Raw genomic sequence first — 7965 nt, 5'->3', positions numbered from 1 at the left:
CACACTGCGTGCGGCCGCCCTGTCCTACGGCGACCGCGAGGTGTGGAGCGGTCTCGACCTCGACGTAAGGCCCGGCGAGTTCCTGGCCGTGCTGGGCCCGAACGGTGCGGGCAAGACCAGTTTCGTCCGGTCGCTGCTGGGCCGTCAGCCGCTGTCCGCCGGCACACTGACGGTCCTCGGCCGCCCCGCGCGTGAGGCCGCCCGGCACATCGGCTACGTCCCGCAGCAGGCGGCGCTGTCCGCACAGGCCATGCTGCGCGCCCGCGACCTCGTCCGGTTCGGCATCGACGGCCACCGCTTCGGGCCGCGGCTGCGCACCGGCGAAATCCGCCGCCGGGTGGACGAGATCCTCGAGTCGGTCGGCGCCTCGGCCTACGCCGACGTCCCGCTCGGGATGCTCTCCGGCGGCGAGCGGCAGCGCGTGCGCATCGGGCAGGCCCTGGCGACCGACCCCCGCCTGCTGCTGTGCGACGAGCCGTTGCTGTCGCTCGACCTGAACCACCAGCGGGCCGTCACCGGGCTGATCGACGCCCGGCGCCGCTCCCACGGCACGGCGGTGGTGTTCGTGACGCACGAGATCAACCCGGTGCTGGGCCTGGCCGACCGGGTGCTGTACCTGGCCCGCGGCGGCCACCGGGTCGGCACCCCCGACGAGGTGCTGACCTCCGAGTCGCTGTCCCGCCTCTACGGCACCCAGGTCGACGTGGTGCGCGTCCGGGGCCGGGTGGTCGTCGCGGGGGCACCCGACGAGACGGCCGGCCCGCCGCACCACCCCGCCCACGAGACGGACGGGGTGCGCGCATGACACTCGCCGACGGGATCTGGCACCAGATCTTCGACTTCACCGACTACGGCCAACTCCTCCTTCTGGTCCGCAACTCCCTCGTCGCGGGCGTCGCGCTCGGCCTGGTGGGCGGGCTGGCCGGCGTGTTCGTCCTGATGCGAGACCTGCCGTTCGCGGTGCACGGCATCAGCGAACTGTCCTTCGCCGGCGCCTCGGCGGCACTGCTGCTGGACGCGAACGTCGTGGCGGGCTCCATCGCCGGTTCACTCCTCGCGGCCGGTGCCATCGGCGTCCTCGGGACACGGGCGCGGGACCGCAACTCGGTGATCGGCATCATCATGCCGTTCGGCCTGGGACTCGGCGTGCTCTTCCTCGCCCTCTACAAGGGCCGGGCGGCCAACAAGTTCGGGCTGCTCACCGGCCAGATCGTCGCCGTGGACACCCCGCAGACGACATGGCTGCTCGGCACGTCCGTCCTGGTGCTGGCCGCCCTGGCGGTGATGTGGCGCCCGCTCACCTTCGCCAGCGCGGATCCGGACGTGGCTCAGGCCCGCGGGGTGCCGGTGCGTACGCTGTCCTTCGCGTTCATGCTGGTGCTCGGGCTCGCGGTCGCCCTGTCGGTGCAGATCGTCGGCGCGCTGCTGGTGCTCTCCCTGGTCGTCACCCCGGCCGCGGCGGCCGCCCGCGTCACCGCGTCGCCGGTGCTGCTGCCCGTGCTGAGCGTGCTGTTCGCCGTGGTCTCCATCGAGGGCGGCATCCTGCTCGCCCTGGGCGGCAGCATCCCCATCAGCCCCTACGTCACGACGATCTCCTTCACGGTCTACGCGGTGTGCCGGGTGGCCGGGCGGTACCGGAGCCGGCGGTGGGGAGCGCGGCGCACGGCGGTGCGAGCGGCCTGAGCGGCAGCCCTCACCGTTCGAAGACGACCCGCCCGTCGAAGACCGTGAGATCCACCTGCACCTGGGTGATCTCGTGCGGGTCGAGGCCCAGCAACGGCCGGTCCAGGACGCACAGATCGGCGGCCAGGCCCGGTGCGAGGGTGCCCTTGAAGTCGTCGGCGAAGTCCTGCCAGGCGGCGGTGGACGTGTAGGCGCGCAGCGCGTCGGCGAGGGGTACGCACTGCTCGGGACCGCTGGGGCGGCCGCTGGCCTTGGACTCGCGCAGCATCATGGAGGCCACGCCCTGGCGCCAGTCGGGTTCGGTGATGGGAGCGTCGGAGCTGGCGCAGACCCGCACCCCGGCGTCGAGCGCGGAGCGCACCGGCCACTGGTAGGCGGACCGTTCGGGACCGACGACCTCGTCCATCAGGTCGGAGATGGTCCACTTGATGGCCGGGTTCATGTTGACGCCGTAACCGTGCGCGGCGAGCTTGGTCAGGCCGGCGGGGCTGATGAAGTCGCCGTGGATGACGTAGTGGCGGGCGTCGGGCCGGGGTGCGGCCGTGTTCGCCGCGAGGAAGGCGTCCACCACGAGGTCGATGGCGCGGTCGCCGGTGACGTGCACGCCGAGCTGGAAGCCGGCCTCGTGGCCGAGCCTGATCATTTCGCGCAGTTCGTGCACCTGGAGAGCGGGGGTGTCGCCGTGCACGCACAGGGCGCCGTGGCCGCCGCCCGGGTACGGCTCGCTCATCCACGCCGTGCGGTTGGGCGGCACACCGTCGGCGAAGATCTTGACGCCGATGGCCCGCAGCAGCCGGGGGTCGGCCGACTCGGGGCGATGCAGTTCGGCCAGTCCCTTGCGGACGTCGTCGGCGGAACCGCCCATCGGGGCGGGCAGGAGCAGGACGCTGACCCGGGCCTGGAGTTCGCCGCTCGCCGCGAGGTCGGCGTAGGCGGTCCAGTTGTCGGTGCTCAGGCCACCGAAGAGGGAGCCGGCCCCGCCGGGGCCGAGGCCGGGCTCGGTGTAGCTGGTGATGCCCCGGGAGTGCAGCTCGCGGATCACGCCCTGGATGGCCTGGCGGCGCTGTGCGGGTGTCGGGGCGGGTAGTTCGGCCTGGACGAGCCGGCCGGCGGACTCGCGCAGGATGCCGGTGGGCCGGCCGTCGGGGTCGTGGTCGATGACGCCGCCGGGCGGGGCCGGGGTGTCCGCGTCGATGCCGCAGCGGCGCAGGGCTTCGGAGTTGACCCACACCATGTGCGACGAGAAGTCGGTCAGGCAGACCGGGTGATCGGGCGCCACCGCGTCCAGGTCACGCCGGTGCGGGAAGCGGCCCGGGTCGGCCAGGCACTCGGCGAGGTAGCCGGCGTCCCAGCCCAGGCCGACGATCCACTCGCCCTCCGGTGCCTCCAGTGCCGCCCGGCCGACCGCTGCGGCGATGTCGGCGAGGGAACGCACCGCCGGGTGGCCGACGTCGAGGGCGAACGGCGGTTTCGTCATGCCGTAGGCGGCTCCGTGCAGATGCGAGTCGTTGATGCCGGGCAGCACGGTCCGGCCGCCCAGCTCGACGATCCGGGTGCCGGACCCGGCCAGGGCGCGCATCTCCGTGTCGCTGCCGACGGCCAGGATGTCCCGGCCGCGCACGGCGACGCCCTCGGCGACGGTGAACCCGGCGTCGACGGTCAGGACCTGACCGCCGGTCAGGACGAGGGTGGGAGCGGTGTCGCTCATGGATGACCTCATTTCGGTGGGGTGGGTGGGTCAGCGCCCGGTGCGGGGTGCGAAGTAGGCCAGGGCCGCGCCGGCCACCAGCGCGACGCCCTGTGCCATCTGCTGCCAGAACGTCGGCACGTTCAGCAGGGTCAGGCCGTTCTGCAGTCCGCCGAGGAAGAGCACGCCGAGCAGGACGCCGAGGATGGAACCGGTGCCGCCGGTGAGGGCGACGCCGCCGAGCAGCACCGCGGTGAGGACGGTCAGTTCGAACCCGGCGCCGGAGGTGCCGGCCACCGCACTGTCCAGCACCGATGCCTTGATGGCTCCGGCCAGCGCGGCGGCCACGCCGGTGGCGACGAACAGGGCGAACGGAGTGCGGCGGATGTGGATGCCGGAGAGGTGGGCGGCCTCGCGGTTGACGCCGATGGCGAAGACGTGACGGCCGGCCGGGGTGAGCGTGAGGAACAGGGCGCCCGCGGCCAGTACGAGCGCCGCGATGACGACCGGCGCGGCGATCCCGGCGACGCGGGCCCCGCCGATCCAGGCGAAACCGGAGCCGAAGCCGCTCAGCGGCAGCGGGAACAGTTGCTGCGCCAGACCGCGTACGGCGGTCAGCATGCCGAGGGTGACGATGAACGCGGACAGTCCGAAATAGCAGCACAGGACGCCGTTGACCGCCCCGACCAGCGCCCCTGCGGCGAGGGCCCCGAGCAGGGCGACGGCGGGCGACTGGTGGTGCTGCCCCGCCAGCCAGCCCCCGACCAGCCCGCCGAGGGCGAGCGTGGAGCCGACCGACAGGTCGAGATAGCCGCTGATGACGAGCAGGGCCAGCGGGACGGCGACGATGGCGAGGGTGGCGGCGTCGGTGGCGATGCCGCGCAGGTTGGCCGGGTCGAGGAAGCTGCCCGTGGTCAGCTGGAAGACCAGCACCATCGCGACGAGCACGACGAGGAGCGGGTTGCGGCGTACGGCGGCCAGCCCGCCCGTGGTGATCGGGCGGAGCCGCGGGACGGCCGGGTCGGCGGTGGTCATGCTGCTCCTTCGGCGATCTGGGGGTCGTGAACGGCCGACAGCAGGGCCTGTTCGGTGAGTTCGGTGCCGGAGAGTTCGCCGACGATCCGGCCCCGGGCGACGATCAGGCAGCGGTCGGCGAGCGCCACGATCTCCTCGGGGTCGCTGGAGGCGAACAGCACGGCGGTGCCGCGTTCCTCGGTGAGGGCGGACACCACGCGGTAGATCTCCTGTCGTGCCCCCACGTCGACGCCCTGGGTCGGTTCGTCCAGCAGCAGCACGTCCACCTGCCGGGCCTCGTTGATCCATCGTCCGAGGACGAGTTTCTGCTGGTTGCCGCCGGAGAACGCGGCCGCCGGCAGCCGGGGCCGGGCCGGACGCAGCCCGACCGCCGTGGCCAGCGCGCCGAACACCCGCCGTTCGGAGCGCAACCCCCGTACCCCGAAGCGGGAAAGGGGCCGGACCGAGGGGAGCAGCGCGTTGTCCTGCGCGGTCATCGACGGGAACAGGCCCTGGGCCCGCCGGTCCGCCGGTACGAGCGCGATCCCGGCGGCGAGCGCGTCGGCCGGCCGGGTGGGGGCGACGGGACGGTCGCCGACGCGGATCGTGCCGGCGGTGGCGCGGCGCCTGCCGTAGAGGGTCTCCAGGATACGGGTGCGGCCGGAGCCGATGAGCCCGAACAGACCGACGCGTTCGCCTTCTGCGACGGAGAGGCCGACGGGGCCGAAGCCGGGTCCTCGCAGGGCTTCGGCGACGAGTCGGGGCGGGGCGGGAGGTCGCGGGGACTTCGGTAGGGCTTGCGCCGTCCGTCCCGCGATCGCCTCCACCAGTTCCCGTCGTGTCTGCCCCGCCACCGTCGCGTGGTGGGCGACCCGCCCGTCCCGCAGGACGGTCACCGCGTCCGCGAGCCGTTCCACCTCTCCGAGGAGGTGGGTGACGTAGACGATGGCGAGGCCCTGGGTGCGCAGGTCCTCGACGCGGTGCGCCAGGGCGTCGGTCTCCGCGCCGGACAGGGCGGCGGTCGGTTCGTCGAGGACCAGGACGGCGGCGCTGCGGCTGAGGGCCTTGGCGATCTCCACCAACTGGCGCTGTCCCATGGGAAGATCGCCCACCCGGTCGCGCGGGGAGCACTTCGCGGCCACCCGCTCCAGCAGCCCGGCGGCGACCTCCTCCTGGGCGCGCCGGTCGATGCGGCCGCGCCGGGTCCACTCCTGGCCGAGGAAGATGTTCTCCGCCACGGTCAGAGCCTCGACCACGCTGAGCGTCTGGAAGATGATCGCCACGCCGGACGCGATGGACTCGCGCGGGGTCAGCCGGTTGTACGACGTCCCGCCGACCTCGATGGTTCCGGCGTCGGGCGGGTAGGCGCCGCCCAGGCATTTGATGAGGGTGGATTTGCCGGCGCCGTTGTGGCCGAGCAGGGCGTGCACCTGGCCGGCGGGGACGGTGAGGTCCACACCGTCGAGGGCCCTGACACCGCCGAAGGACTTCGTCAGGCCGCTGATGCGGAGGTTGGTGGTCGTCATGGCGCCCGCCCTAGGCGTTCTGGGCGAGCAGGGAGTCGATCCGGGCGGTGTCGGCGCGCTGGACGAGCGTGATCGGCACCTCGGCGCCGGCGTTCGTCTTTCCGGCGGCGACCGCGCGCGGCACGTCGACGATGGCGGCCGCGATGTCCTTCGGCGCGAGCGCGGCCGAGGCCCGGTAGAACGTGCCCTGCTTGACGGCGAGGAGGGAGGGCGCGGAGCCGTCCTGGCCGCCGACGAAGGTCTTCGCGTCGTCCTTGGCCCGGCCCGCCTGCTGGAGGGCCTTGAACCCGCCGTACGCGGCGGCGTCGGTGACGCCGAGGACGAGGTTGAGGTCGGGGTGCTTGGCGAGGATCGCCCTCGTCTTGGACAGGCCCGTGTCCGGGTCGATGGACTGCTCCCGCGCCACCACGTCGACGCCGGGTGCGGCCTTGGTGAAGGCGTCGATCATGCCCTTGGTGCGTTCGCGGCCCAGCTCGATGGTGCTGTCCGTGAGGAAGGCGATCTTGCCCTTGCCGCCGAGGTGCTCCTGGGCCCACTTCGCCGCGGCCTGGCCGAGCAGGGTGCCGCCCTCGCGGAAGCTGAACCGGATGTCGGCGCTCTGGTGCTCCAGGGAGCCGCCGTAGGTCACCCAGATCAGCCCCGCGTCGAGGGCCGCCTCGGCGATGGGCTCGGCGGCCTCGAACACCATGGGGAAGGACACGATCGCCGGGACCTTGCGGGCGACCCAGGTGTTGAGGTTGGTGGCCTGGGTGTCGGCGCTGGCGTTGTCGCTCGTCGTCAGCAGGGAGATGCCGTGCTGCTTCCCCCGGGCGGTGGAGAGCTTGACCAGCGTGGAATAGAGCGGGAGCTGGGTGAAGGGGTAGTCGAGGCCGATCTTCGTCAGGCGGGTACCGCCCGACCGTGAGGGCTTGGCGGAGGAGGCCGTGCTCTCCGGCGCCGAGCAGCCTGCGGCGGCCAGCGCGGTGGCGGCGGACAGGGCGAGGAAGTGTCTGCGCGAGACGGTGTACGGGGGTGGGGTCATGGCGTGGGCTCTCCGAGGGGCGGGCCCGACTGGAGCGGGCGTCCGGCTGTGCCGAACAGGAAAGCCCCGCAGGGAACGCCGCACCATCCGTACAAATACCGACTGCGGGTAGGGCCGGACTCGGTGAACACCTTGCCGGACACGGACGGCAACCCTATCGTTAGACCCCAAACGACATTGTGCCCGAGCCGCCCGGAGGCTCGCCATGACCAGCCACCACCAGATCGCGGCAGCCGCCCGCATCGGCATGCTCACCCGCGAGCGCGACACCATCTCGGCCTCCGCGCAGGCCCTGTGCGAACTCGCCCGCGCGCTGCCCCTGGACGCGGCGACCCTGCTCTCGATCGACCCGCTGACCGGATCCCACGTCCAGATCGCGAGCATCGGCTACACGGCCGAGGCCTCGCAGGCCCTGGCCGGCGAGTTCGTCGCCACCCCCTGGTACCGGAACGTCGTACGGCGGGAGCTGCCGCCGTCCATCTCGGAAGACGCCGAGGACTCCGAGGACGCCGGTCCGCGCTTCCGGCACGGCTGGTTCTACGCCGAGCGGGTCCGCCCGGCCGGCTTCCGGGACGGCGTCACCGGGGCGCTGCGGCAGCGGGGCCGGCTGGTGGGCCTGGTCCATCTCTCCACGGAGAGCGCGAACGCCTATGACACCGACGCGCGGCGGCTGCTCGCCTCCGTGATCCCCGCCCTGGCCGCCTTCGCCGACCCGCTGGCGCACGCCGGTGACCTGCACGGCCTGGCGGGTGAGGAGGCGGCGTGCCTGGTCACCGGCGACGGCCGCGTCCTCGACCTGCCCGGTCGCGACCGCCCCGGGGTGCTGCGGGAGGAGAGCGGTTTCGGTGCGCTGCTGCACGCCTTCGCCGGCACGGGCGGGCAGCGTCTGCGGCTGCTGTGGCCGGCCGGCGGAGGCTGGCGGCGGGTCGTTCTGCACCGGCATCCGGCCGGACCCTACCTCGCGGCGGACGCGATGCTGGAGCAAGACACGCCCACGGAACTGCACTCCGGGCTCAGCCACCCGGAGCTCGAGG

The 7965-nt window shown here is 73.2% G+C and carries 7 protein-coding genes; 3 read left to right on the top strand and 4 right to left on the bottom strand.

Annotation, left to right across the window (positions count from 1 at the left end; translation table 11 throughout):
- Together ABZ281_RS27900 and ABZ281_RS27895 are read left to right on the top strand one after the other, a co-directional pair.
- A partial coding sequence (locus tag ABZ281_RS27900; protein ID WP_356659807.1) for an ATP-binding cassette domain-containing protein occupies nucleotides 1-805 on the top strand: 805 nt, incomplete at its 5' end.
- Nucleotides 802-1683, top strand: coding sequence for a metal ABC transporter permease (locus ABZ281_RS27895; RefSeq protein ID WP_356659805.1), 882 nt, complete (start codon nucleotides 802-804; stop codon nucleotides 1681-1683). The genes ABZ281_RS27900 and ABZ281_RS27895, both read left to right, overlap by 4 nt.
- A 10-nt stretch (nucleotides 1684-1693) precedes the next feature.
- Here the strand turns inward: ABZ281_RS27895 and ABZ281_RS27890 are convergent, their stop codons facing one another.
- Genes ABZ281_RS27890 through ABZ281_RS27875 form a run of 4 tightly spaced genes read right to left on the bottom strand, consistent with a single transcriptional unit; the run spans nucleotide 1694 to nucleotide 6931 of the window.
- Entirely contained in the window at nucleotides 1694-3391 is a 1698-nt protein-coding gene (locus ABZ281_RS27890) for an amidohydrolase (protein ID WP_356659803.1), read from the bottom strand.
- Between the two features lie 30 nt (nucleotides 3392-3421).
- Nucleotides 3422-4405 carry an ABC transporter permease gene (locus ABZ281_RS27885; RefSeq protein WP_356659801.1) on the bottom strand — a complete coding sequence of 328 codons (984 nt, stop codon included), beginning with the start codon at nucleotides 4403-4405 and terminating at the stop codon, nucleotides 3422-3424.
- On the bottom strand, nucleotides 4402-5910 hold the full coding sequence (locus ABZ281_RS27880) for a sugar ABC transporter ATP-binding protein (RefSeq protein WP_356659799.1): 1509 nt from the start codon (nucleotides 5908-5910) through the stop codon (nucleotides 4402-4404). Before ABZ281_RS27880 ends, ABZ281_RS27885 begins: the two co-directional genes overlap by 4 nt.
- A gap of 10 nt (nucleotides 5911-5920) precedes the next feature.
- Nucleotides 5921-6931, bottom strand: a complete 1011-nt coding sequence (locus tag ABZ281_RS27875) for a sugar ABC transporter substrate-binding protein (RefSeq protein WP_356659797.1) — start codon at nucleotides 6929-6931, stop codon at nucleotides 5921-5923.
- 205 nt (nucleotides 6932-7136) lie between these two features.
- Here ABZ281_RS27875 and ABZ281_RS27870 point away from each other — a divergent pair.
- On the top strand, nucleotides 7137-7965 hold an 829-nt coding region (locus ABZ281_RS27870; RefSeq protein ID WP_356659795.1), incomplete at its 3' end, for a DNA-binding response regulator.

It is taken from the genome of Streptomyces sp. NPDC006265 (assembly GCF_040613555.1).
In the GTDB taxonomy this organism is placed as follows: domain Bacteria; phylum Actinomycetota; class Actinomycetes; order Streptomycetales; family Streptomycetaceae; genus Streptomyces.
The sequence above is the reverse complement of the archived record's forward strand: the minus strand, read 5'-3'. Positions and strand labels throughout refer to the sequence as shown.